Origin of the sequence: Acinetobacter sp. A22, from assembly GCF_030913345.1 — a bacterium.
Lineage (GTDB): Bacteria > Pseudomonadota > Gammaproteobacteria > Pseudomonadales > Moraxellaceae > Acinetobacter > Acinetobacter junii.
This window is the reverse complement of sequence record NZ_CP133162.1, coordinates 1,654,450-1,678,790: the sequence shown is the minus strand read 5'-3', so window position 1 is coordinate 1,678,790 and position 24,341 is coordinate 1,654,450. Positions and strand designations below refer to the sequence as shown.

Below are 24,341 nucleotides of genomic sequence, written 5' to 3'. Positions count from 1 at the left end.
CCCGGTACGGTTCAGGCTTCAACTCAGAACAGCTTAAGGCACCACGATCATAACTGGTTAGAAATGAAAGAATGACACATACCTTATGATCAAAAATAACTTGGATGGCAGAACAGAATCTTAGATCAAGTGGTTTTAATACTTGTTGATAAACTTGTGTTTGGGTGATCTCATCTTCTTGGAAATGCTCTTTGCAATGCATCCAACCATTCATCGGTGCAGATAACATTTTTTTTAAACGAGGATCATCGTCAATTTCAAGACGAATTTGCTTGAGTGCTGCTTGTTCAAGTTGATGCGAGTCAAGGTTGACACCGTGATGAATACTAAATGAAAGTGCTTGAACTTCGAGATCAACTGCTAAAAGTTGAGATGCTTGGACATCAAAATGATGATTGAGATGCTCTAAAAAAATAACCCAGTCATCCGCATTCTGAACTTGATTCAGGATTTCTTTAACTGCACAGCGTTGAATTAGATCCATTGAAGAAATCCCATCAAAATGAAGAGAATAGATTTCCTTATATTTTATATGGCATTTTAATAAATGAAATCGCTAGAAGTAAAAAAGTGTGAAGTTTTAGGCAATTATTCGATGAAATGTGTGTTTGAATTAGTAATGATTTTCATTTGATTGCAGGAGGAGGAAATTGTCTAAACCCAACAAGTGAGTTTAGACAAAATTAAACTTAGCAGCGACCTTTTTTAGCCTGTCCAGGAGGACAGAAATCTCCATGGCCACCACCATAGGTACGATCTGGATCAACAACGACGCTACCATGAGGTGTATGTACAGCACACGCTGATAAACCTAAACAGAACAATGCGCTTAGGCACAATAATGCTTTCTTCATAACTTCATCCCAAAGTTTTGTTTATTCATTTTAGACTTTAATGTGCAATTCATTTTTCTACTAGATGAATGACGCATTTTTTTATTCAATTTCTGTATCTTGGCATACATTGTCAATAATCCCTTTTGTTATTTACAAAAGGGATTGAGTGTGAATATTTTAGTTTAGAAGGGGAGTTTTGTGAGTTGGCTAAGAAAATGTGGCAGAACTTTAGGTTCGAGGATAACGGTAACAATGACACCGTATGCTGCTCCCCATAAGTGAGCACTATGGTTTATATTGGTATTTCCACGTTTACCAGACCAAATACTGTAAGCCACATATAAAATAGCGAAAATAATCGCAGGAACTGGAATAAAGAATACGAAAATTAAATTCCACGGTTGAAATAAAATATATGCAAATAAAACGGCCGAGACTGCTCCTGAAGCGCCCAGACTCGCCCAACGGACATCATTCTTATGTTTTAAATAACTTGGCAAGATAGCAAAAATTAATCCACCCAAATAAAACAGTACAAAGCCCATATCGTAGAAGAATTCACGATAAAAGCTTTCAATGATATTACCGAAGAAAAATAGGGTAATCATATTGAACAGTAAATGTGTCCCATCTGCATGTACAAAACCATGGGTAATAAAGCGGTCAAATTGCCCACGTTGCATCGCTGGTGGCCAAAAAATCAAACGGTTCATCACGGTTTGATTGCTAAATGCTAATAAAGAAATCGCAACGGTAATAATCATCAGAGTCACAGTGTGACCAAAGGGTAGATGTAGCATAAATGAATTAAATTGATCAGTGTCTAAGCAATAATGCCATTAAAAAGTTAATAAACAATCATCTTGCATATAATTCCTACAAAAATGGTTGATTTTTTTTTATTACCCTCCATCTTCGGTTAATATAACGACATCAGCTTGAGGATTATTGTTATGTCGACTGAGAACACCAACACTGCTGTCGCAGAAGAAATTCCAAACCTTTTGATTACTCCCTCTGCACAAGAGTATTTACGTGATCTATTAGCAAAACAAAATACTCCAGGAATTGGCGTTCGAGTTTTTGTAGAGCATCCAGGAACACCACGCGCTGAATGTTGTATGGCTTATAGCGCGCCTGAAGAAGTGGTACCAACGGACTATAAACAGGATTATCCAGACTTTCCTGCATATGTAGATGCACCATCGATTCCTTATTTAGTTGATGCAGTCATTGATTACAATAAAGATCGTTTTGGTGGTCAGCTGACTTTCCGTGCACCTAACTCGAAAGTTCCACGTGTAGGGCCTGATGCATCAATCGAAGAGCGTATTACTTATGTATTACAATCTGAAATTAATCCAGGTTTAGAAGGTCATGGCGGTAATTGTAGCCTTGTGGAAGTACAAAATGATCCAGAACATGGTTTAACAGCCGTATTGAAGTTTGGCGGTGGTTGCCAAGGTTGTTCAGCGATTGATGTGACTTTGAAACAAGGTGTTGAAACCACTTTAAAACAGCATGTACCAGAATTACAGCGTGTTGTAGATCAAACAGATCATACTCAATCAGAAGGTGCATATTTCAAGTAATTTGAAGGATTGCATTCATGAATAAAAGAGAGCCTATATGAGGCTCTTTTTTAATTTTTGAACCTTTGCTTTGTTTTTAATATTGTTTCATAACAATAAAATCATGTGCATTAATGAGTATATAAATAATAATTATCATTTGTATTGAGTTTTATTTGTTTTTTGTTGGAATTCACATAAATTTTTAAGCAAATCTTAAGATTTGTGTCGTTTAGGTGAAAACTATGTCGAATAAAATAACCCGTAAATCTTTACTCACACTTTCAGTGATGAGCGGAATGTTTTCCATTGCATATGCAGCAGAAACCAAAACACAAGAGCTTAATCAATTAGAGACCATCGTGGTGACAGCGAGTGGTTTTGAGCAAGATATAAAGAAAGCAGCAGCCTCGATCTCAGTACTTTCACAAGAAGAAATTAATAAAAAAGCTTATCGAGATGTCACAGATGCACTGAAAGATATTCCAGGTGTTGTCGTGACGGGGGGAGGAAGTTCTAGCGATATTAGTATACGGGGTATGGGAAGTGCCTATACCGTGATTATGGTCGATGGTAAAAAAGTGAATACCCGCTCTGTGAGACCAAATAGTGATAATTCTGGGATCGAGCAAGGTTGGTTACCCAATATTGGCGCGATTGAACGAATTGAGGTGATTCGCGGTCCAATGTCTGGTTTATATGGCTCTGATGCGATGGGCGGTGTAATTAATATTATTACTAAAAAAAATACAGCTCAATGGACAGGTTCTATTAAGCTAGATACAACACTACAAGAAAATTCAAAATCAGGTCATCTTTATCAAACCAATGCATATATCGCTGGTCCTTTAATTGCAAATCTGTTGTCGTTCAAAGCAAATGGCTTATATTCTCAGCGAGATGAAGACGAGATATATGGAGGTTATAAGGAGCAGAAAATTCGAGCGGGTGGTGCAGCCTTGAGTCTGACCCCGAATGATCAGCATACGATTGATTTGGACTATCAGCGTTCAATTCAAAATCGTAATGGAACCGTTGGAAAAAGTATCTCTCCTGTGCAAACAGGTCGAAATCCTCCAGTAGATTCACTTACAGATTATTATCGAACAGAGTACAGCTTAACTCATCGAGGTCAGCTTGGCCCTGTTGAAACACATTCATATATTCAGCGTGAAGAAAATGAAAATCCATCACGCAATATGGAAGCCATCAATACTACTTTTAATACGATTAACAAGATTAACTTTGATTGTCATAGTTTGAGTTTTGGTGGAATGTACTTAAAAGAAGAATTAGATGATCAAGGCAATCAACTAAGTGTGGGAGGGGCAAAACCTGTCTCAAGTTTAGATCGTTATAGTTGGGCATTGTTTGCTGAAAATGCATGGAATATTGTTGATGATTTCACTCTGACTACATCATTACGTTTAGATGAAGATGAGAAGTTTGGTGATCATTGGAGTCCAAAAATCTATGGCGTTTGGGGTTTAAATGATCAGTGGGTGATTAAAGGAGGCGTGTCTACAGGATATAAAACGCCTGCACTTCGTGCGACGGTAGCTGAGTGGGGGCAAGCAACAGGTGGTGGTCAAAGTAAGGGCGTAATTGTTGGTAATCCAGACCTAAAACCTGAAAAAAGTGTTAACTATGAGGTGTCTTTCAACTGGGATAATTTAGATCATCTCACTGCTGGACTTACTATTTTTAATAGTGATTTCAAAGATAAAATTACAGAAGTTAGAACCTGTCAGGGTGAAAATATTGGTGCCTTAGAGTGTGATTGGTTAGGTGAAAAATTCGACTTTGTCAGCTTACGTGAGAACGTGGATAAAGCCAATATGCGTGGTGCTGAACTGACGTTTGGATGGCAGGCGTTGCCTAATGTGAATGTATCAGCGAATTACACCTTTACAGATACAGAACAGAAGAGTGGTATTAATAAAGGTAAGCCTTTAAATGAAATGCCTAAGCATATGTTCAATACAACAGCGGATTGGGAAGTATCGGATCAGTTTTCTAGTTGGGCAAGAGTTAATTATCGCAGTAAAACATCTGACTATTTAAGTCGAACAGCGATGACCAAAGGTAAGCCTGCCTATAGCATGGTTGATGTTGGTTTCAATTATAAACCTACGCAAAATGTCGCAATTGCCGCAGGGGTATATAATTTGCTAGATAAGGAAATAGATATAGAAACTTATAGTTATGTGTTGGATGGTCGTCGTTACAATTTAGGTCTTACATATAGTTTCTAACTTTAAATGATAAAAAACAAGGCGCTTAGGCGCCTTGTTCATGATTGAGGATGTTCATTACTTGGTCAGAATAATAAAATTTCTCTAAATGAATACGTGCGCGTTGTCTTAAATAACCAGTGTCAATTAAACGCTTTAACACTGGCGTTAATAAAAGACTTAATTCATTTTGAATCAAACTCTCATTAATATTGAGATCTCGAAGGAGTTGATCAAACGTACGCTCCTGATTGCGTGCATACCATGCGTAAACACCATCATGTACTTGTTGTTTCATATAGGGTGTCTGACGAAGATGATCCCAGATCTCATGTCCCATACCAACAGTTTGAGTTAGATCTTGAACTTCAACATAATTTTTTAACACGGAAACAGGCATAACTTTAATTTTGTGCCAAATATTAGCTTGGAAATGATATAGCTTTTCATCATTAAAATGCTGATTGAGCACACGCTCACTCATTTGGCTAATTTTAAGAATATTCTTCTGTAAATAATGGCCGACTGTGTCATTTAGATTAGAGTCCGTAACAGTCTCTAATACAGATTTCCCCATTTTCATGAAATGACCAACGCCTGGGACACGTTTAGACATCACTGAATTATCCAAATAATCTTGAATAGAGTGTTGAATAAGTTGAGTAATCAGAGCAGAAAATGCAGGATTATTTACAATCGTTTTAATTAAGCGTTGGCGATGCCCACTTTTACTTGCAACGTATTGAGCAATCGTATCGATCGTTAAAACAGGAATAATTTCTTCGATGGTTGTTTCATCATTTAAAGGATGAATAAGTGCAAATCGAATGTGCTCGGCAATTTGTTCAACTAAAAATGAACTAGCAGGTGTATTTAAGATCTGTTTTTCAATTAAGGTATAAATTTGTTCAAAAGACCAAATATGTTGTAGTTGTTGTAAACGTATCCAATGATAGAGCTGCGAGAACTCTTGTTGAATTGTTTCTGATTGCGAAAACTGTTGATCTAAAAAGTCCAGTTGAGCATCAATCAGTTGTTCTATCATTGGGTGTTTAAGCATAAAGACTCTAAATAAATGATTAAGGAGTAGGTGCAGTCACCGACTTTTGGGCTTGGGTTTTACTCAAGAACGGTAGATATTGTTGAACGACGAGCTGATCTGCTTCTAAGATCGGCATATGACCGACATTATCCAAGATGACAGGTGCTTGAGCGTTTTTCAAAAGTGATTTTAACTCAGGTGCGACTTCAACATTGATAATTTTATCTTGCTTACCCCATAAAATCAGTGTTGGTGCATCAATTGATTTAGCAAGTAAGGCAAATGAGTCTGGTGTAAATAATTTATTGAGTGCAATGATTTGGTCAACCATTTTCTGAGTTTGTTCTATTTGTCCAATCATCATCTTCTCTTGTGCTTGGGCAATTTCTTTAGGAATAAACGGCGGGTTATGCATTGCTTGCTGCATTAAGAAATTAAAGTCGCCTTTTTTACTGACGATCATACTTCTGATTTGGTTTGGATCTTTTAAGTAAGGTGTATTTCCAGCTTTGTAGACACCAGCCGCATCAACTAAAAATAAACTCTTGGTTTCAAATGGATATTGACCCGCATAAAGCATCGCAATAGAGCCACCTAGAGAGTGTCCTGCAATATGAGCAGGTCCTGTTAAGTTTGCAGCCTCAATAAAACGGCGTAATTTTTCTGTGACATTAGGTACAGAATAATCAAATTCTTTCGGAACTTGGGTTTCGCCACTGGCAGGTAAATCTGGAATGATCACATGATAGTTGCCTGTTAATGCATTCGCGACACGATTCCAGTTATCACGACTACCAGCCAAGCCATGAATAAGTACAACAATCGGTTTACCGACTTGACCACCTTCACTATAAGACCATGTAATGTCACCAACTTTAAGCGTTTTACTTTGTAACCCAGCCCAAGCACGTTCCTGTTGTAATACATTTTGGAAACTCATTTCGATTTCAGCGGCTTGAGTCATCGTTGTTGTCATGGTTGCAGCAAGACTGCAACTGAAGGCGATAGCCGTCAGTGTTTTTCGGATTGGTGTGGAAAAGCTTCTATTCATCATGATTTTTCTGTCCTTGATTTATTTTTAAACCTTTTGATTATTGTTGAAGTTTCAAACATAGTCATTTGCATATTCAACAGATGTCTGTAAATTATTGCCAATGAAATGATTATTTTTTCCTTATTTTTCTTGATAAATCGATCACCAAATGTTTGAGAGTTTTTATTTTTGTCAGTGACAATCTATCGTCCTCACATTAAACTATTTTTTCATGTCAATCATAGATGGATTTAAGCATGCTCACCGCTCATGAAGCTCTAGAACGTTTAAAAGCTGGTAATGCTCGTTTTGTGAAAGGGGAAGCCGCCCTACAGAAGCAACTCACTCACCAAGAACGTGCTGAAATGGCAAGTGAACAAAACCCTTTTGCTATTGTTTTAGGATGTTCCGATTCTCGAGTGCCAGCGGAAATGGTTTTTGATCAAGGCTTAGGTGATTTATTCGTTATTCGTGTAGCAGGAAATATTGTTGCACCTTCTCAAGTAGGTAGCGTTGAATTTGCTGCTGAACGTTATGATTGTGCTGTTGTTGTGGTATTAGGTCATAGTCACTGTGGCGCAATTCAAGCAACGATCGATACTTTAAAGCATCCTGATCAAGCACCTTCTTCCAACTTAATGTCGATCGTAAACCGTGTACGCCCATCTGTTGAAATCTTAATGCAAACAGAATTGAAAGATGATTTGAAAAAGTTATCGGCACATGCTGTACGCTCTAATGTATTTGCTTCAGTAAATCAGTTGCGTCATGGTTCCGCTGTACTTGAAAGCTTAATCGAGAAAGGCAAAATGATCGTGGTTGGAGCTGAATACTCACTTGAGACAGGTGAAGTGACTTTTTTTGATTTCTAAATAAAGTTATAGATTGTTAAATTATAAAAGGTGCCTACAAGGCACCTTTTATATATGGATAAGCTAAATTTAACATGATCGGCTGCGCCTGAGCATTTGGATGAATTTGATCTTTTTGAATAAGATTTTTATTGCCAGCTACACCTTCCAAAAAGAAAGGTAAAAGCTTAACTTTGTATTGCTGACTTACAACTTTATAATTTTTTTCAAACGCTGTGCTATACGCCGTTCCATAATTTGGTGGTATCTTCATACCAAACAGTAAAACTGTTGCCTTTTGTCTTTGACTGAGTTGTACCAACTGAGCAAGATTACGTTGGATCATTTGAGGTGGTTGTCCTCGAAGTCCATCATTACCACCTAGCTCAATCACCACAATTTCAGGCTTATAGGTTTGTAATAGCTTAGGCATTCTTGCAAGTGCACCGCTTGTTGTTTCACCGCTTACACTTGCATTGACCACTTTGTGTTTTTTCGGATACTGTTGGTCAAGCCGTTGTTGTAATAAGTTAACCCAGCCTTGTTTGACATCTATTCCATAGCCTGCACTCAGACTATCTCCCACAATCAATATGGTCTTAGCTGAAACGATTGTCGGGAATACACATATTGCAAGCGCTCCCAGTGTTTTAGAAACGAACAAGATAACTTTAGATATTTGCATAGCACTTAAAATTTGTTCTAAAGGATACGTGACATCATGCCACAACCGATTATTTCTGCTCGAAAAGTTACACAAACCATTCAAATTAATCAGCAAAATTTAACGATTTTAAAAGAAATTGATTTGGAAATTTATCAGGGAGAGCAGATTGCAATTACGGGACGTTCAGGTTCAGGAAAGTCAACATTGTTGGGGATTTTAGCGACTTTGGATCGTCCTAGTAGTGGTGAATTGACGGTTTGCGGTCAAGATGTACATCAGCTAACAGAGGAACAGCGAGCACAAGTTCGTTTAGAAAATATTGGGTTTGTATTTCAGTCATTTCAACTTCTTCCACAGTTAAGTGCTTTAGAAAATGTCATGCTGCCGATGCGTTTACAGCCAGACTTCCAATTTAAAGATGCTGAGAAAAAAGCGTTGGCATGGTTAGAGCGTGTTGGTTTGATTCGACAGGCTCATCAAACACCCAAAGTTTTATCTGGTGGTGAGCAACAGCGTGTCGCTATTGCACGTGCCTTGATTGCTGAACCTAAATTAATTTTTGCAGATGAACCCACAGGTAATTTAGATGGGCAAACTGCAGAAGAGATTGAACAATTACTTTTTGATTTAAACAAAGAGTTGGGAACAACATTGGTTCTAGTCACGCATGATCAAAACTTAGCTGAACTTTGTCAACGTCATGTCAAACTTATCGATGGTCAGATTCAGGAGATTGTTCGATCAGAGGGGGCAATATGAGTTCTATTTTAAAGCCATTACTGATACAAAGTTTTCGAACGGGTGGTTTGTATTTACTGATTATTGCACTTTCATTGGCGATCAGTGCGACAACGGCTTTGAAATTTAGCAACACTCAAGTACAAAATGCTGTGACCTTACAAGCAGCTGAAATGCTTGGAGCTGATCTGGTATTGTCGGATAGTCATCCGATTCAGTCCAGTTGGATAGAGCAAGCGAATAAGCTGAACTTGAAGCATTCTCCAGTCACTGTATTTGGTTCTATGGCACATACCCATGATCAATTTGTCATGGTTAATGTCAAAGCGGTCAATGATCAATTTCCTTTGCGAGGCAAGTTAGAAATTGAACCCCAAGCCAAATCAATACAACCAAATCAAGTCTGGTTAAGCCCACGGGCAGTTGATTTACTCAAAGTTAAATTAGGTGAACAAGTTGCAATTGCAGATGGAACATTTACTTTCACAGGCGTGATTGAACATGATTCAAATCAAGAGTTAGGTTTCTCTGGATTTTCACCAACAGTTATTATTCATCAGGCGGATATTGCGAAGACAAATGCCATACAAGTAGGGAGTCGGATTGAATATCGTTTATTGATGGCGGGTCAGCTAGAACAAGTAAATGCATTTAAAACGATTTATAAGCAGCAAACGCATCAAGAGGATGAAACCTCTCCGAATGCAAATTCATCTGTAGAAAATTCGGAACAAACTTCACTTCGATTACGTGATGCTAGTCAGTCCAATACACGATTAATGAAACCAATCGAGAATTTGGATACATTCCTACAGCTCGCCAATTTACTTACTATTTTGCTTTGTGGGATTGCGATTGCTCTAACTAGTCAACGTTATGTACAACAAAACCAAGATCATATTGCTTTGATGCGGTGTTTGGGTTCAAGTAAGAAACAGATATTGATTGCTTATTTAGGCTTGTTAGCCTTGGTAAGTGCTATTTCCATCGTGTTAGGAAGCCTGATTGGAATCGCATTAGGCTATGGATTATTGCAATTGATGTTGCAGCTCATTCCGCAACTACAAGTTAGTTTTGCTGTATTTGATATCCTGATGGCATTACCGATTGCTATTTTCACCAGTGTAATGGTTTTGATTGGTTTTATTCTGCCGAGTATTTGGGAGTTATTAAATACGCCGCCAATACGCGTAATTCGTCAACAAGAACGTTCACGCAAATCCTATATAGCAATGTTTGCTATCGGCACGATCAGTTTAATGATTTTTAGTTTAGTTCTTAGTGATAATTTACAATTGAGCCTAATGGTTCTCGCTGCAATTCTTGTGCTTTGTGGAGTCTTATATGCTGTTATTTGGTTGCTTCTCAAACTGATCAAACAATTAAAGCACCCATTATCTGCCTATGTTCGGATACCGCATCAAACTGCATTGCAAATTACGGCACTTGCACTGGGATTAAGTTTAATTACGGTACTTAGTGTATTGAGAACAGACTTACTTGAGCGCTGGCAACAACAACTTCCTGAGGGAACACCTAATCAATTTGTGTATGGTCTGCCTCCATTTGACATGCCTTTGTTGAAACAATCGTTGGAACAGAATCATTGGAGTTCAACGCCGTTGTATCCAAATATTCGAGGTCGATTGATTTCAAAAAATGGTGAAGCTTTCTCTCCAGAATTGATCAAAGAAAATAACTCATTACGTCGTGAATTAAATCTTACGCAGTCCTCTGTGTACCCTAAAGATAATGTGATTATTCAAGGACGTTCAACATTTACTCAAACTGGGCAAGTTTCTGTTGAAGAAAAATTGGCGAGTGAACTTGGAATCAAAATTGGCGATCAACTGAGCTTTAGTCTGCCTGAAGGAAGCTTGAATGCAACCGTGATTAATTTACGCTCCGTAGAATGGGAAAGTTTTAGCCCCAATTTCTTTTTCATTTTTTCACCTAAAACGATGGATGAAAATGCTGGAAGTTATTTAGGTAGTTTTTATGTTCCGCCAACTGATCAGGCAAAAATGGTTGAGTTGATTCAGCAATTTTCAAATACTGTTTTTATTGATGTTGGACGTGTTCTAGATGAAGTGAAACGTTTGATGACTGTGTTGGTTCAGATCGTGACAGTACTTGCAATATTGGTTGGTTTGTCAGGTATCTTAGTCTTGATTGCGTGCTTAAATGTATTGATGGATGAACGTCGTCGAGAAGTGGCACTGTTAAGATCATTTGGAATCGCTAAGAATCGATTAAAACGCATGTTGAGTTTAGAAATCGGTTTTATTGGATTAGTCTCAGGTGTTGTGGCGTGTTTTTTTGCTGAGGTGATCAGTGCTATCGCTAGCTATAAAATGCAAATGTCTATTCAATGGCATCCAGAAATCTGGATTATTCTTCCTTTGACAATGATGGTGGTATGTACATTGATAGGTCGTTATCGCTTAAGCTATCTTTGTGATATACCACCTTTGCAAAGTTTAAGAGAAATTAATCAGTCTTAAAAACTGATCTGATTTTGGCGCAGAATCTCAGTCCACAAAGGAGTGAGTTCTGTGCTGAGTCGGGTGCAATACCAATAAAAGATACTTAAAGTAGAGACTGCAACAAGCAGTGCTATAAATTGGAATACACCCGTTCGTTGTGTTTTTTGAGACAGGTACCATAAGCCCGCCAACAAACCACCCATCAGCATGCCACCGATATGTGCGGCATTGTTGATGCCAGATACGGTGAAACCAAATACAAGGTTGATTGCCATAATCATCAGTAATGATTTTTTATCTAGAATAAAACGTTGATTTGCGAGTTGAGGCAATAATGAAATTACGGTCAATGCAGCACCGAGTCCCATAACCGCACCTGATGCACCTGCGCTAATACGAGGTAATAAAGCAGGATCAAAGTTTTGTAGCAAATCATATGTATCTCGAATCGAGAGATAACTCGATAATACACTTCCCATTAAACCAGCAAGAAAATACATACCTATATAATAGGGACGACCAAATAGTTGTTCAGCTACACTGCCAAAAATATAAAGCGCCCACATATTTAGCATCAGATGGATGAGTCCAAAATGGAAAAACATGCTAGTGAATAGGCGCTCAGGCTGAGATAAGAATGTAAGTGGTGTAAAATCTGCACCCCAAGCAATTGCATCTAGAGGTGAAGGGTCGGTAATATTCACACCTGAAAGAACTTGCCAACCAAATAAACTGACATTGACGGCAATAAGTAATGCGGTAAACCACCATGTATGGATTCTCAACTTTTGATTGATTTGTGGTGGTGTCATGTCAGTCATATGTGTTTAAGCTAGTCATCAATATAAAAAACAGCTTAGCATGAATTCGTTGCCCTAGGAGTGATGCACTTTAATGAAAGCCTTTTTAGCACGTGCAGTAATGTTGATTATTGGAGTGATACTCCTCATCCAACTTTGGATCTTTGCAAGTTTAGTTTGGTGGAGAACCAATCCAGTTGAAACTACAATGTTTATGCGGTTGGACTATTGGTCTGATATGAAGCCAATTCAGCAAGATTGGCGAGATTATGATGAGATTAGTGACAACTTTAAGCACGCAATTCTTGCAGCCGAAGATGCGAAGTTTGTCCATCATCATGGATTCGATTGGGCAGGTATCCAACATGCTTTAGAACGTAATAATGAGAAGGGTGAAGTGGTTGCAGGTGGATCAACAATTTCGCAACAATTGGCAAAAAACCTATTTTTATACAACCAACGTTCGTTTATTCGCAAAGGACAAGAAGCAGTTGCAACTTGGATGATGGAGCGGATGTGGTCAAAGCGCCGAATTTTAGAGGTATATATGAACTCTGTAGAATTTGGTGAAAATATTTATGGGGTTGAAGCTGCAACACAATATTATTATGGGAAAAGTTCAAAAAGCTTAACACGTGAACAAGCCGCATTTTTAGCAGCGTTGTTACCAAATCCTAAGTATTATCAAGATCATCGTAATGACCGTAAGTTGCAATATCGCAAACGCGTCATATTGAGATATATGAACGGAACACAGCTTCCAGAATAATCCGATCGATTAAAAAAGCTCAATATTTTTGGGCTTTTTTACCAAATTGACATAAATTTGCAGCATACTTAAATTATCAGTAGATGAATGCATAAATAACAAGGTTCAGTATGAATACGGCAGTGACGACAACAACGCCAATAGAATATAGTTACAACGATCGTTATATTAATCGCGAATTATCCATCCTCGATTTCCATTTACGTGTCTTGGAACAGGCTGTCGACCCACTTCATCCGTTATTGGAGCGTATGAATTTCTTACTGATCTTTTCCCGCAATTTAGATGAGTTTTTTGAAATCCGTGTTGCAGGGATGATGGAGCAACTAACTCTGGGCAATGAAAGTCGCACACCAGATGGCTTAACTCCAAAGCAAGTTTTAGATCAAATCTCTGTTACTGCTCATGCTGCAATTGAACGACAATATCGAATTCTAAACGAGCAGATCTTACCTAAGTTGCGTGAAGAAGACATTTGTTTCCTACGCCGTGGTGAGTTGACACCTGCACAGTCAGCATGGATTAAAAAGTATTTTCAAGAGCAAGTCGCTCCTGTGTTAACGCCAATTAGTCTTGATCCAGCGCATCCATTTCCTCGTTTAGTGAATAAAAGTCTAAACTTTATCGTGACCTTGGAAGGTAAAGATGCTTTTGGTCGTCAAATTGATCTAGCTGTCGTCCCTGCACCGCGCTCATTACCGCGTGTGGTTCGTTTACCAGATGAGCTGACAGGTGGAAAAGAACATCATGTCATGCTATCTGCGATTATTCATGAGCATGTATCTGATTTATTCCCTGGTATGACAGCGACGGGTTGTTATCAGTTTCGTGTAACACGTAATGCCGATTTAGCTCTTAACGAAGATGTTGAAGACTTAGCGAAAGCCTTAAAAGGTGAGTTAAGTTCTCGTCGTTTTGGTCGTGCTGTACGTTTAGAAGTAACTCATAATTGTCCAAAACACATCTATGAATATTTGTTAGATGAATTTGATCTAAATGAAGAACAACTTTATCGTGTAGACGGTCCTGTAAATTTGGCGCGTTTGTTGTCCAATTTTAAACGTCCACATTTACGATATGATTCCCACACACCAATTATTCCAAAAGCATTCAAGAAATCTGAAAGTGTGTTTTCTGCGATGCAAAAGCAAGATATTTTGCTGCATCATCCATTCGAATCTTTTGCACCTGTAATTCAATTATTACGTGAAGCAGCACGTGATCCACAAGTGCTTGCAATTAAGCAGACTTTATATCGAAGTGGTGCTGATTCTGAAATTGTTCAGGTACTTGCTGAAGCTGCACGTAATGGCAAAGAAGTCACAGCAGTAATTGAATTGCGGGCTCGTTTTGATGAAGAGTCAAACATCGAGGTTGCAAACGTTTTGCAAGAAGCAGGTGCGGTCGTTGTATACGGCATCGTAGGCTATAAAACACACGCCAAAATGATCTTAGTTGTGCGTCGTGAGAATAATAAACTAGTCCGTTATGTTCATTTAGGGACAGGTAATTATCATGCAACCAATGCCCGTATCTATACGGACTATGGTTTGATGACGACAGACAAAGATTTATGTGAAGACGTACATCGCATATTCCAAGAGTTAACTGGCATGGGCAAAATGGCGAAGCCGAAGAAGCTCTTGCATGCACCATTTACTTTACATGCTCAATTGATTAACTATATTGATGATGAAATTGCTAATGCAAAAGCAGGTAAGCCAGCTCAAATCATTGTCAAAGTAAATGCTTTAACTGAAGTTCAATTGATCAATAAATTGTATGAGGCATCTCAAGCGGGTGTTCAGATTGATTTAATTATTCGTTCAATTTGCTGTTTACGTCCTGGTTTACCGAACCTGTCAGAAAATATTCGCGTCCGTTCGATCGTTGGGCGTTTCTTAGAACATACCCGTGTTTATTACTTTAGCAATAATGGAAATCCACGTATTTATTGTTCGAGTGCAGACTGGATGGATCGTAATTTATTCAACCGTGTTGAAGCTTGTTTCCCAATTGAAGACCCTGCATTGAAAAAACGTATTTATCAACAAGGTCTGCTTAACTATCTGAAAGATAATCAGCAAGCATGGTTATTGCAAGGTGATGGTGTTTGGGAGCGTGCTAAACCTGCGGAAGGTGAGGAGCTACATAATGCTCAGCACACCTTGTTAGACTTGATTAAATAAGCACTAAAAAACCGATCTTCAATAGATCGGTTTTTTAATTCTGCCTTGATCAGTGCTTAATATGATTTCATTTCTAAAACCAATTGGTTAATGAGATCAGCTGCTTCAAGTTCACGAATTTGTGCAACATTACTACCTGCCCAAAATGCATTGTAGCCAAATTCTTGTTGTTTGTTGGCAATAGCCATCAGTTGTTTGGTTAGATCATAAGTGTATGGGTAGGCTGGAACTTTTGGTCGCTGTGGTGAGTCAATTTCTGTATGCCATGTGCCCAATAAGCCACGTGCAGGGCGACCAGATAAACTCGCACTGATCTGGGTGATTTTTTGACTAAACAATGCTTTTCGATAAGCTGCATTTGCACTTGAACTTTTACATTGAACAAATGCTGTTCCAAGTTGAACAGCTACAGCTCCCGCTTTCATCATCTGTTTAACTTGATCACCATTCATAATACCGCCTGCAGCAATCACAGGTATTTTGCAATGTTTTGAAATTAAGCTCACCAAATCTAAAGTTTTGATAGCTGCATCAAATTCTTGATTAAAAATACCGCGATGTCCTCCAGCTTCTATACCTTGAGCGATGATCAAATCTATACCAGCAGCTTCAATGGCTTGGGCTTCAATTAAATTTGTTGCAGAAACCATGGTGATAATTCCTGCTTGTTTTAGTGCAGAAATTTGATGAGCTTTGGGAATGCCGAAATGGAAACTGACAGCTTTGGGTTGGGTTTGTAAAACAATATCCAAATAATCATCGCTGTCTAAAAAGCTAGGATATATACAATTCAGTTGTTGGGGTGGTTGTGCATCAAATTTCTCAAAATGAGGGCGTAGGTAGTTGATCCATTGTTGTGCTACATCTTGATCAAGCTGTTCAGATTGATGACAAAAGAAGTTCACCTGAAAAGGTTTATCAGTTAATGATTGAGTTTTAATAATCTGTTCTTTAGCTGCTTCAGGTGTGTTTGCACCCAACCCAAGAGCACCAAGAGCGCCTTGGTTAGATACCTCCGCTGCAAGTTCAGGTGTGGAAACACCAGCCATCGGTGAAATAAAAATGGGATGTTTAATTTCTAATAATTCTAAAATAGTCATATTCTATACCTACATCATTTTTATTCAACATAGCTTAAATGCTTAAAAAATGGCAAATAATAATGGTGATCCTAGCCAAAATAATGGACAGATAGTCCCTCTAAAGCTAACGTAAAGTTAACTTTGGAGATACAAGAAATGGCGAAACGCTTTAGTCCTGAATTTAAACAACAATCGATAGAGTACGCACTAGCAAACACACATGAACCATTAGCTGTCATAGCCAGGAAGTTAGGTGTGGGTTATTCAACACTAGATAAATGGGTACGTGCAATGAATCTGGCTGGAACCAGTAAACGACAACTTACACCAGAACAACAACGTATTGTTGAACTTGAGAAGGAAAACAGACAACTCAAGGAAGCCAATGATATTCTAAAAAAGGCGCATGTGTACTTTCTGACCGCCGATCAAACCAAGAAAAGTACACGGTAATAGCGGATTTAACGATGAAAAAGGCAGTCACTATATCTTCCGCCTGTAAATACTTAGCCGTCAGCCCTTCTGGTTATTATGCTTGGCGTAAGCGACGAGTTGATACTGCTCAGAAATATAAGGATTTAAAAGCAGTGTATTGGTACCATCATGCTCGCTTAGGTGCCCCATCACTAGTTCATGATATGCATGATTTGGGTTATAACCTGAGCGAACGTACGGTAGGAAGAATGCTCAAGCATCTCGGGTTACGCAGTAAAATTTCCCGTAAATATAAACATACGACAGATTCAAATCATCGTTTGCCTACAGCTCCCAATCTATTGGATCGCCAATTTACCGTCACAAAGCCGAATCGGGTATGGACGACAGACATTACATACATTCGAACCAAAGAAGGCTGGTTATATTTATGCGTGATGTTAGATTTGTTTAGCCGTCGTATTGTGGGTTGGCAAACCAGCTATCGAATAGACCGTCAATTGGTGTGTGACGCATTTAATTATGCAATGGCACGTCAGGGTTATCCAAAGGGGGTGATGGTTCACTCAGATCAAGGATCACAGTACTGTAGTCGTGATTTTAGAGCGATACTATTGACGAATGGGTGTATTCAAAGCATGTCTCGCAAGGGGAACTGTTGGGATAATGCTGTTACAGAAAGCTTCTTTCATACATTGAAAGGTCATGTGGTACACGGTAGTGTGTTTACTACTAGAAAAGAAGCCAATGCTGTCTTGTTTGAATATATTGAGATTTACTACAATCGAATGAGGCGACATTCTGCCAATGGTTGGTTAAGTCCAGAAGCCTTTGAACAGAAATATTTTAAGAATTTAGAGGGATCGATTGTTCACAATTCTGTCTAGGATCACCGTTAAGCCTAAATCCATGATGAATCCTCCATTTCTCTGATCAAAATATTTTGATTAACAGAGTGAAAGAGTGCTTTTTTAAGGGTGTGTGTAACACGCTCTTGCTGAAAATCAGCAAAAGAAAAATGATTAAGCATAGATAAACTCACATTCTCAATAATTGATTAAATAAATGAATACATTGAGAACTTAGAGGGCGGGGCTCGACCTTGAGGGATGAGAAATAGACGTTGTAGTGAAAAGAAGAAACCAATAAATACTTGATACAAATGCAAGTATCGGACTTGTACACGCACGAATACTTCTTTAATCCCAAGTGTGGGTGGTGCAACTAAGTGTCCATAAAAGAAACAAAAAGGACATTGGTGATTAAGATCGTGATGGTGCTGCTCAGAATGAGAATCTGCTTGAGGCTGATCTAGATGCAAACTGTGGTGATCAGTATGTAAAACTTGTTCCGAATGTAGATGTAATTTTTGTTTTATTTGGGTAGACAGAAGCAAAACAGTCTCGCATGCAGGGGAAATTTGATATTCCTCTGGCAATAAAGGCTGTAAAAAAACAGCGATCTGTAATGCAATTGTTGCAAAAGCCAACAATATCCCAAGTCGATGTATCAAGACACTTCTCTACATTGGACATTTCAAACCAGAAAGTTAGTCTTTGGTTAATTCAGACCATCAAACTAGGCTTTGTGTTATATGTCATCATACACCTAATTTTGAAAAAAATCTTAATGATGCTTGGGATATATTATTAATTTGTAGTTTGATTGATTGGTCAAAATAAAATGGTTATCTTACAAGGGTTGCAGATTAAATAATGAGCCTACCCAACTTGAAAATGCCATTGCGATCACGCCCCAAATCACTATTCTTAGGCTTCCTTTAAGCATCGATGTGCGTGCAAAATAACTAGATAAAGCACCTAGAACTGCCAAAGACAGAACACCCGTAATTAAAACAGTTTTTGATACCCATTCATTTGAACTTAATAAAATAGCGAGCATGGGGAGTGCTGCACCACATGAAAATGATGCGGCGGAAGATAATGCTGCTTGAATGGGATTTGCTGCTGTATTTTCGTGAATTCCAATTTCATCGCGAGCATGTGCGCCAAGTGCATCATGTGCAGTTAATTGAGTTGCAACCTCATGTGCAAGTTCAGGATTTAAACCCCGTGAGATATAGATTTCAGTCAGTTCTTTTAATTCAGCATGAGGGTTTTTCTCAAGTTCTTTAGCTTCTCTTCGAAGATCAGATGTTTCTATATCTTCTTGTGACTTAACCGAAATATATTCTCCTGCAGCCATAGATGTAGCACCTGAGATTAATCCTGCGATACAGGTAATCAATAAAGTATGAGAACTAACACCGCTTGCAGCCACCCCCATAACTAAACTCGTGACGGAGATGATTCCATCATTCGCCCCAAGAACTGCGGCACGGAGCCACCCTGAACGTTGCATAACATGAAGTTCTGAATGATGTGAATGTGACATAGGCTTACTCTTAATTAATCAATATTGTTAAAAATATTAAAGTCATTTATCTGTGATTATTGCTAAATTTTTCAATGATTCATCAACTTATCATACTTATAAAATAACTTATTTTAACGATACCGTGATGATCTCTTGGTTATAATATGTGAATAATTTGACATTTTAATGCTTTGATTCTTCTTTGAAGTTTTCGTTGTGAACCATAATTATTTGAAAATAAACCTTCATACACACATTATTTAACTTTAGTGTAAGAAGGCTATTGTGCTGTTTTATGATAATGCTTGGAAAGCTTGAATAGCACGTTCTCGACTGGTTTTTAAGTCAACAATTGGATGGGGATAATCTAATTTCAATGCGGTATTTTGGGCATAAGGCTCATGAATGCGTTTGGCATCTAGTTGAGTTAGTTCTGGTACCCAACGTCGAATATAAACGCCATTTTCATCGAACTTTTGCGATTGGCTAATTGGATTAAAAATTCGGAAATAGGGAGCTGCATCAGTTCCAGTGGATGCACACCATTGCCAACCGCCATTATTTGCAGCTAGATCGCCATCAATCAGGTTTTGCATGAACCATTGTTCACCTTTACGCCAATCAATTAATAGATTTTTAGTTAGGAACATGGCACAAATCATGCGAACTCGGTTGTGCATCCAACCTGTAGAAAGAAGTTGACGAATACCCGCATCAACAATTGGAATACCTGTTTGTCCTCGTTTCCATTTTTCAAAACCTTCGCTATCATCACGCCATTGAACATTCTGTGTTGCAGCTTTAAAAGGCAAGTGCTTAGAAACTTGTGGAAAATCAAATAATATATGTTGATAAAACTCACGCCATAATAATTCATTTAACCACGTTTGTTGTCCTTCGGACTGGATAACAAAATCACCTTGTTGATGTCTAAATGCTGCTTGAATGCACTGACGAATTGAAATAATTCCAATATTTAAATAAGCAGAAAGTTGACTAGTTCCTTTAACCGAAGGGTAGTCCCGTAAAGCGTTATATTGAATAATTCGTTTTTCAACAAACTGATTGAGTAGGTTTCTCGCATGTTTTTCACCCACTCGCCATTCACTCGCATTTTTGTCTTTAATTTTGTCAGCATAGTGATTTTGGATGTGCTGTAAATCTGTTTGGTGTAGTTGACAAAAATCAAACTCTATGGGTGCTTGGGTTTCTGGGATTGGATAACACTGAGGTAAACCGAGTTCTAAGCGTTGATAGCAACTTTTTTTGAAAGCACCAAAAACTTGATAGGGTAGATTCGATTGAGTTCGAATACTTGCAACTGGAAACAGCGTTCGATCTTGAAACAGTATCAGTTGTTTTTTTTGACGATTTAAACTTTGTTGTACTTCATTATCGCGTTTGAGTTCATTGAAGCCAAATTCAATATTGGCATACACATTTTCAAATGGTAATTTTTCTGCGAGATCAACAAAAAACTCCGCAATGTCATCCCAAAGAGGCACAGTAAATATGAGTAAAGGGATCTGTAGTTTGGAAAGTTCTGTTTTTAGCTCTAAAAGTTGGCGCAAATAAAAATCAATTTTAATATCCGCATCGTCATGACGTTGCCATTGTTCAGGTGACAGAATACAAATCGCTATACATGGACCATTCTGACGGGCATGCCATAAAGCAGCCTGATCACGGACGCGGAGGTCTTGGCGGAACCAGATTAATTGATAAGTATTTGACATAGCAATTCTATAAATTTCTTTAAAAATTATTATTTATATTTTATAAGTGCTTATGTGAAGAAAAAGCAAAGCCGAGGCTTTGCTTTTTGAGATGTTCTAATTCACAGAGGAATTAGTGGTGGTGACCACCTACACCGTGTACGTGACCGTGATCTAACTCTTCTTGAGTCGCATCACGAATTTCAACGATTTCAACTTCGAAAGTAAGATCTTGACCAGCTAATGGGAAGTTCGCATCAACGATAATGTTGTCACCTTCAACAGCTTTAACAGTTACGATTTGAACGCCATCATCAGTTTGAGCTTGGAACTGCATGCCCGCTTGGATGTTATCCACGCCTTGGAACATTTGAGCTGGAACTTCTTGAACTAGATCAGGGTTATATTCACCGTAGCCTTCAGCAGCAGGTACGTTTACAGTGAATTTTTCACCAACAGTTTTACCTGTAAGAGCATTTTCTAGACCAGGGATGATGTTGCCTGCGCCGTGCAAATATGCAAGTGGTTCACCTTGAGATTGATCAAGTGTTTCACCCTCAGCGTTTGTTAAAGTGTAGTGGAATGAAACCACGTGGTTATTTGCAATAGCAGTCATGTTGTTTGATCCATTCAATCAATTTAGATGTATATCATAAAGTGAAAAATAGATTTTGTTGACTATTTTCCACTTTTTGAAACTATTTCGTTATAAATGGGAACGAAATTTAAGATTTCAACTCAATAAAGCTTAATTTTTGGACGTACACGACGAGTTAGAAAATCTTTCATCGTCAGCATGCCTGCTTGTGTGTAGCCGTGAATGTTGGCTTGATGTAGTCGATAAAGGGAAACGTACATGGTTTTTGCAATAAACCCTTGTACGCTAACATCGCCGAGTAGTTCACCCACAGCCTGATTACGACTTAAGGAAACCAATGAACCTTTGTCATTAAAGCTGAACATCGGTTGTGGTGTGCTTGCAATACGCGCTGCCATAGCGTCAACTAAAAAAGTTGCTTGTTGACTAGCGACTTGAGCACGAGGTCCGAGTGGTGGTTGACGAGCATCTAGCTGACAGTTTGCACAATCACCAAAAGCGAATACATTTGGATCAGTCTGCGTTTGTAGTGTTGCATAAACCATCAAACGATTAATCTTGTCACGCTTAAAGTCATGAAGTGTTTCTAAGATTTTAGGTGCTTTAACCCCAGCAGCCCAAACGGTAATGTCTGAATGTAAAACTTCACCATTACTAAAATAAACGTTTGACTCATCTACTTTTTGAACTTTATGTTCAGTCAAAACATCAATACCCATTTTCTTGAGTTGCTTGGCGCTGTGTGCAGCCGTCTTCTCATTCAATGCGGGTAAGATGCGATCTGAGGCTTCGATTAAAGTGATCTTGACTTGTTTAGGGTCGATTTTTTTCAAGCCGTAACGATAAAAGTTTTTCGTTGTTTCAATCAATTCGGCAGCAAGTTCAACACCTGTAGCGCCAGCACCAACAATACCGATATTTAAAGCACGTTCAGTTGACTGATTTTGAGCTTCGATATAAAGGTGGAATAAATCTTGTTGGAATACATCTGCTTGTTGTCGGCTATCCAAGAAGTGACAATATTCACGTACACCTTCAGTTCCAAAGTCATTCGACACAGATCCCACGGCGAGAACTAAGGTGTCATAATTGAGATCTTGAATGACAGGGGTGTGTTCTTTAGAAAGCTGAGGAGGGGAAAGCGTGATTTGTTTTTGATCTTTATCAACTGCGACGAGGCTACCGAGTACAAACTCAAAGTGATGTTTTTCTGCATGTGCAAAATAATTGGTTTGTTCTTCGTGGGGGTTAAGCGAGCCAGCGGCAATTTCGTGTAGTAGAGGTTTCCAAATATGGGTGAGGTTTTGGTCAACTAGGGTAATTTTAGCTTTCTTTCGTCTGCCAAAACGTTCACCTAACTGTGTTGCAAGTTCTAAACCACCTGCGCCACCACCCACAATCACGATATGATGTAAGGTTTTGCTCATGATCAACCTAATTATTTTTGTGAAAGGATGGTCCGATTATGCCATCCTTTTCACTGGATTCTGTGGTTAATCTTGAGAAAAATAGTCGAGTTTCTACCCTTGATTTAATGGGTAGAGTTTGGCACTCTGACTGTCATTTGTTGAAAAAAATGAAAATAAATTAGAAAACCAGATCATAATTTTTTGAAAAATATTAGCTTCTTCAATTTGTACATCATTTTCAATCTGGAGACTTCGGATCAATTGATTATTCTGATAAACCGAAACTGTCGCTAAGTTCATGACTTGCATCAGCGGCGCTGTCAAATGCTGTTCATTCAATTCAATATTGATATGTGTATTGGTACTTTGGAGCGGTTCAACTGTAGTGACCAATTGATTTGCGTCAACTAGGTGGATGCGCTGAGTTAAAAGATTAAATGTATTCAGATCAATAGGCATTGGTCGATCATAAAGAGAAGTTGTCACAATAGTAGGTTGTTGTGTTTCTACTCTGAACATTTTTAGCGTTGAACGAATTACAGGAAGTTCTGCAATTAAACGGTGCTTAGGGATTACAACTTCAACCCGTGTATAAGTAAATGCGAGATTCATTAACTTGTGTGCGACTTCAGCACGTTTTACAGCACTAGGTGTCCCTAAAACCACAACGATTAAACGGCGTTTCTCGACATCAGGATTGAATGTTGGACGCTCTGCTGTTAGTGCCAAATTATAACCAGCAGCTTTGGTATAACCTGTTTTGAGACCATCTGCGGTCGGATCCATTTTGAGTGCGAGGTTAGTTGCATGATGGAATCTTTGGTTATAACTGAAGCTAGGCATTTTTGAATAATATAAATATTCAGGCGTATCTTGAACGATGGCTTTGGCTAATAAACCTAAATCTGCTGCTGTCGAATAGTGATCAGGCATTGTAATTCCAGCAGGATTACTAAAATGTGTATCTTTCATCCCAAGAGCTTGTGCTTCTTGATTCATACGAGCAACAAATTGAGGGACGCTACCTGAGATTTTCTCGGCTAGTGTAACAGCTGCATCATTTGCAGACATGACAATGAGTCCTGCCAGTAGTTGGTCAACTGAAATTTTTTCGCCCGTTTTTAAATACATTTGGGACTCATCCCACATGACCGTATTTACAACGGGTGTAGCCGTTAAGATATCTTCTTTACGTAATTTTCCTGCCTCAATTTCTTTTAATGCGATATAAGCAACCATCATCTTAGTGAGTGAAGCAGGGGCACGTTGAACGTGGCTATTGTGCTCGGCAATAATTTGTCCAGACTGCGCATCGACAATAGACCATGCTTGTGCTTCGACCGTTTCAGGCGCTATTTTGAGTAAGCTTGCATGTGCAAGATTTACACACAATAGGCTAAAGAACGTAAAGAGGGAGAGGATGAATTTCACGAGTACACCTTGAGCAGCCGATCCATGGGCATGGAATGCGAAAAAAGCATCCTATGACTTTTTTAGTGGAGAATCCAGC

21 protein-coding genes and 1 pseudogene are annotated in these 24,341 nt (G+C 38.6%); 8 read left to right on the top strand and 14 right to left on the bottom strand.

The annotated features are described in order from the left end of the window. Positions 1-13: 13 nt before the first annotated feature. The 3 genes and pseudogenes from Q9Q86_RS08265 to Q9Q86_RS08255 form a co-directional block, all read right to left on the bottom strand. Positions 14-484, bottom strand: a pseudogene (locus Q9Q86_RS08265) (helix-turn-helix transcriptional regulator); the annotation flags it as partial. 205 nt (positions 485-689) lie between these two features. Next, the gene (locus tag Q9Q86_RS08260) at positions 690-854 is read right to left on the bottom strand and encodes a hypothetical protein (protein ID WP_004912673.1); all 165 of its coding nucleotides are present in this window, start codon (positions 852-854) and stop codon (positions 690-692) included. A gap of 164 nt (positions 855-1,018) precedes the next feature. Further along, positions 1,019-1,636 (bottom strand): rhomboid family intramembrane serine protease, encoded by a 618-nt coding sequence (locus Q9Q86_RS08255; RefSeq protein ID WP_112986962.1) that lies wholly within the window; start codon positions 1,634-1,636, stop codon positions 1,019-1,021. 153 nt (positions 1,637-1,789) lie between these two features. Here Q9Q86_RS08255 and nfuA point away from each other — a divergent pair, with 153 nt between their 5' ends. Both nfuA and Q9Q86_RS08245 read left to right on the top strand, forming a co-directional pair. Then, positions 1,790-2,428, top strand: a complete 639-nt coding sequence (nfuA, locus tag Q9Q86_RS08250; protein ID WP_004956172.1) for a Fe-S biogenesis protein NfuA — start codon at positions 1,790-1,792, stop codon at positions 2,426-2,428. Between the two features lie 224 nt (positions 2,429-2,652). After that, the gene (locus Q9Q86_RS08245; protein ID WP_112986963.1) at positions 2,653-4,662 is read left to right on the top strand and encodes a ligand-gated channel protein; all 2,010 of its coding nucleotides are present in this window, start codon (positions 2,653-2,655) and stop codon (positions 4,660-4,662) included. Positions 4,663-4,687: 25 nt separating this feature from the next. On the opposite strand, the gene Q9Q86_RS08240 is transcribed toward Q9Q86_RS08245, so the two are convergent. Next, positions 4,688-5,701 carry a hypothetical protein gene (locus Q9Q86_RS08240; RefSeq protein ID WP_112986964.1) on the bottom strand — a complete coding sequence of 338 codons (1,014 nt, stop codon included), beginning with the start codon at positions 5,699-5,701 and terminating at the stop codon, positions 4,688-4,690. A 19-nt stretch (positions 5,702-5,720) separates the two neighbouring features. After that, on the bottom strand, positions 5,721-6,737 hold the full coding sequence (locus Q9Q86_RS08235; protein ID WP_039047393.1) for an alpha/beta fold hydrolase: 1,017 nt from the start codon (positions 6,735-6,737) through the stop codon (positions 5,721-5,723). A gap of 236 nt (positions 6,738-6,973) precedes the next feature. On the opposite strand from Q9Q86_RS08235, the gene Q9Q86_RS08230 reads away from it, so the two are divergent. Beyond that, positions 6,974-7,588 (top strand): carbonic anhydrase, encoded by a 615-nt coding sequence (locus Q9Q86_RS08230; protein WP_004912657.1) that lies wholly within the window; start codon positions 6,974-6,976, stop codon positions 7,586-7,588. Between the two features lie 34 nt (positions 7,589-7,622). On the opposite strand, the gene Q9Q86_RS08225 is transcribed toward Q9Q86_RS08230, so the two are convergent. Then, complete coding sequence (locus tag Q9Q86_RS08225; RefSeq protein ID WP_171053779.1) at positions 7,623-8,246, bottom strand: arylesterase; 624 nt, start codon at positions 8,244-8,246, stop codon at positions 7,623-7,625. A gap of 42 nt (positions 8,247-8,288) precedes the next feature. Between Q9Q86_RS08225 and Q9Q86_RS08220 the strand changes: the two genes are divergently transcribed. Beyond that, positions 8,289-8,993: an ABC transporter ATP-binding protein gene (locus Q9Q86_RS08220; protein ID WP_005402242.1), complete on the top strand. Its 705-nt coding sequence runs from the start codon at positions 8,289-8,291 to the stop codon at positions 8,991-8,993. After that, the gene (locus Q9Q86_RS08215; RefSeq protein WP_112986965.1) at positions 8,990-11,476 is read left to right on the top strand and encodes an ABC transporter permease; all 2,487 of its coding nucleotides are present in this window, start codon (positions 8,990-8,992) and stop codon (positions 11,474-11,476) included. Before Q9Q86_RS08220 ends, Q9Q86_RS08215 begins: the two co-directional genes overlap by 4 nt. On the opposite strand, the gene Q9Q86_RS08210 is transcribed toward Q9Q86_RS08215, so the two are convergent. After that, positions 11,473-12,279, bottom strand: a complete 807-nt coding sequence (locus Q9Q86_RS08210) for a rhomboid family intramembrane serine protease (protein ID WP_112986966.1) — start codon at positions 12,277-12,279, stop codon at positions 11,473-11,475. The two genes, Q9Q86_RS08215 and Q9Q86_RS08210, sit on opposite strands and share 4 nt — an antisense overlap. Before the next feature lie 73 nt (positions 12,280-12,352). Between Q9Q86_RS08210 and mtgA the strand changes: the two genes are divergently transcribed. Together mtgA and ppk1 are read left to right on the top strand one after the other, a co-directional pair. Beyond that, positions 12,353-13,027 carry a monofunctional biosynthetic peptidoglycan transglycosylase gene (mtgA, locus tag Q9Q86_RS08205; RefSeq protein WP_004912643.1) on the top strand — a complete coding sequence of 225 codons (675 nt, stop codon included), beginning with the start codon at positions 12,353-12,355 and terminating at the stop codon, positions 13,025-13,027. Positions 13,028-13,137: 110 nt separating this feature from the next. After that, a complete protein-coding gene (ppk1, locus tag Q9Q86_RS08200; RefSeq protein ID WP_004912640.1) occupies positions 13,138-15,216 on the top strand; it encodes a polyphosphate kinase 1 in 2,079 nt (692 codons plus the stop codon). A 56-nt stretch (positions 15,217-15,272) separates the two neighbouring features. Here the strand turns inward: ppk1 and Q9Q86_RS08195 are convergent, their stop codons facing one another. Beyond that, complete coding sequence (locus Q9Q86_RS08195; protein ID WP_039047389.1) at positions 15,273-16,316, bottom strand: nitronate monooxygenase family protein; 1,044 nt, start codon at positions 16,314-16,316, stop codon at positions 15,273-15,275. A gap of 138 nt (positions 16,317-16,454) precedes the next feature. Here Q9Q86_RS08195 and Q9Q86_RS08190 point away from each other — a divergent pair. Next, positions 16,455-17,620, top strand: a protein-coding gene (locus Q9Q86_RS08190; RefSeq protein WP_087540997.1) for an IS3 family transposase whose coding sequence is annotated in 2 segments (ribosomal slippage) — positions 16,455-16,701 and positions 16,701-17,620 — 1,167 coding nt in all. Because the reading frame shifts where the segments join, the coding sequence is not laid out codon by codon here. A 170-nt stretch (positions 17,621-17,790) separates the two neighbouring features. Here the strand turns inward: Q9Q86_RS08190 and Q9Q86_RS08185 are convergent. The 6 genes from Q9Q86_RS08185 to Q9Q86_RS08160 form a co-directional block, all read right to left on the bottom strand. Then, the gene (locus Q9Q86_RS08185; RefSeq protein WP_227540273.1) at positions 17,791-18,246 is read right to left on the bottom strand and encodes a DUF2946 domain-containing protein; all 456 of its coding nucleotides are present in this window, start codon (positions 18,244-18,246) and stop codon (positions 17,791-17,793) included. A gap of 179 nt (positions 18,247-18,425) precedes the next feature. After that, a complete protein-coding gene (locus tag Q9Q86_RS08180) occupies positions 18,426-19,127 on the bottom strand; it encodes a VIT family protein (protein ID WP_112986968.1) in 702 nt (233 codons plus the stop codon). Positions 19,128-19,402: 275 nt separating this feature from the next. Further along, positions 19,403-20,845 (bottom strand): deoxyribodipyrimidine photo-lyase, encoded by a 1,443-nt coding sequence (locus Q9Q86_RS08175; RefSeq protein ID WP_112986969.1) that lies wholly within the window; start codon positions 20,843-20,845, stop codon positions 19,403-19,405. Positions 20,846-20,957: 112 nt separating this feature from the next. Next, a complete protein-coding gene (locus Q9Q86_RS08170) occupies positions 20,958-21,440 on the bottom strand; it encodes a peptidylprolyl isomerase (protein WP_005402252.1) in 483 nt (160 codons plus the stop codon). Positions 21,441-21,562: 122 nt separating this feature from the next. Further along, positions 21,563-22,849 (bottom strand): NAD(P)/FAD-dependent oxidoreductase, encoded by a 1,287-nt coding sequence (locus tag Q9Q86_RS08165; RefSeq protein WP_004912601.1) that lies wholly within the window; start codon positions 22,847-22,849, stop codon positions 21,563-21,565. Between the two features lie 93 nt (positions 22,850-22,942). Further along, positions 22,943-24,262 carry a D-alanyl-D-alanine carboxypeptidase PBP6B gene (locus tag Q9Q86_RS08160; RefSeq protein WP_112986970.1) on the bottom strand — a complete coding sequence of 440 codons (1,320 nt, stop codon included), beginning with the start codon at positions 24,260-24,262 and terminating at the stop codon, positions 22,943-22,945. Positions 24,263-24,341 lie beyond the last annotated feature (79 nt).